Below are 705 nucleotides of genomic sequence, written 5' to 3' on the forward strand. Positions count from 1 at the left end.
GATTTTAATAAAGTAAAGTCAATTGAGAAATATTGGATGGATTATGACTTTTTCTGGTTCGTAAACATTGACTCTGACCCTGAACCTGAGATATTTTCAGCAACTGGATATTCAGATGGAATCGATTATTGTTTTATCGATCAAAATTTAAAGACTGGAAAGAATTCAATTTTGTTTTACTTTAATCCTGTGATACTCGATTCTGATAAGAAATATTGGGGTTATCCGTGGGATATTAAAGATTTAATCTTAAAACGAGAGAATGGACAAGTAAAGATAAAATGCTCACTTGACCACAAAATAGAAAGAGATGGGGAGATAATTCGTCCTGATTCTCAAAGTCAATTTCCTGTGATTTGTTTTACAGGAAAATCAACTCAGCCAAATATAAATGTCGAACATATAAATGGATTCGAATGGTTGACAATAACCGAAATAATAGATAAGATTAATATTAACGAGAAATAAAAGTACGCCGGCACAACATTAGCTAATCTCCATCCACCGGGTGACGCACCCGCTGGTCGTAGTTTAGCCATTACGTTATATGCCATAAAACATGAAACATACCTTTTTAAAGCTTTTATTCTGTTTGGTTATTTTTGGTAGTTGTTCAACAAAATCAAATATTAAAAATTTTGATTATTACCTAACATATAATTATGAATCAGGAAGTGAAATATATTTCGATACAATTTATATTGA

The 705-nt window shown here is 31.2% G+C and carries 1 protein-coding gene; it reads left to right on the forward strand.

What is annotated here, in order from left to right:
- Positions 1-468: hypothetical protein (locus tag HGP29_RS28335; protein WP_168885825.1), on the forward strand; the 468-nt coding region annotated here is incomplete at its 5' end.
- Between the last annotated feature and the right edge of the window lie 237 nt (positions 469-705).

Origin of the sequence: Flammeovirga agarivorans (assembly GCF_012641475.1) — a bacterium.
In the GTDB taxonomy this organism is placed as follows: domain Bacteria; phylum Bacteroidota; class Bacteroidia; order Cytophagales; family Flammeovirgaceae; genus Flammeovirga; species Flammeovirga agarivorans.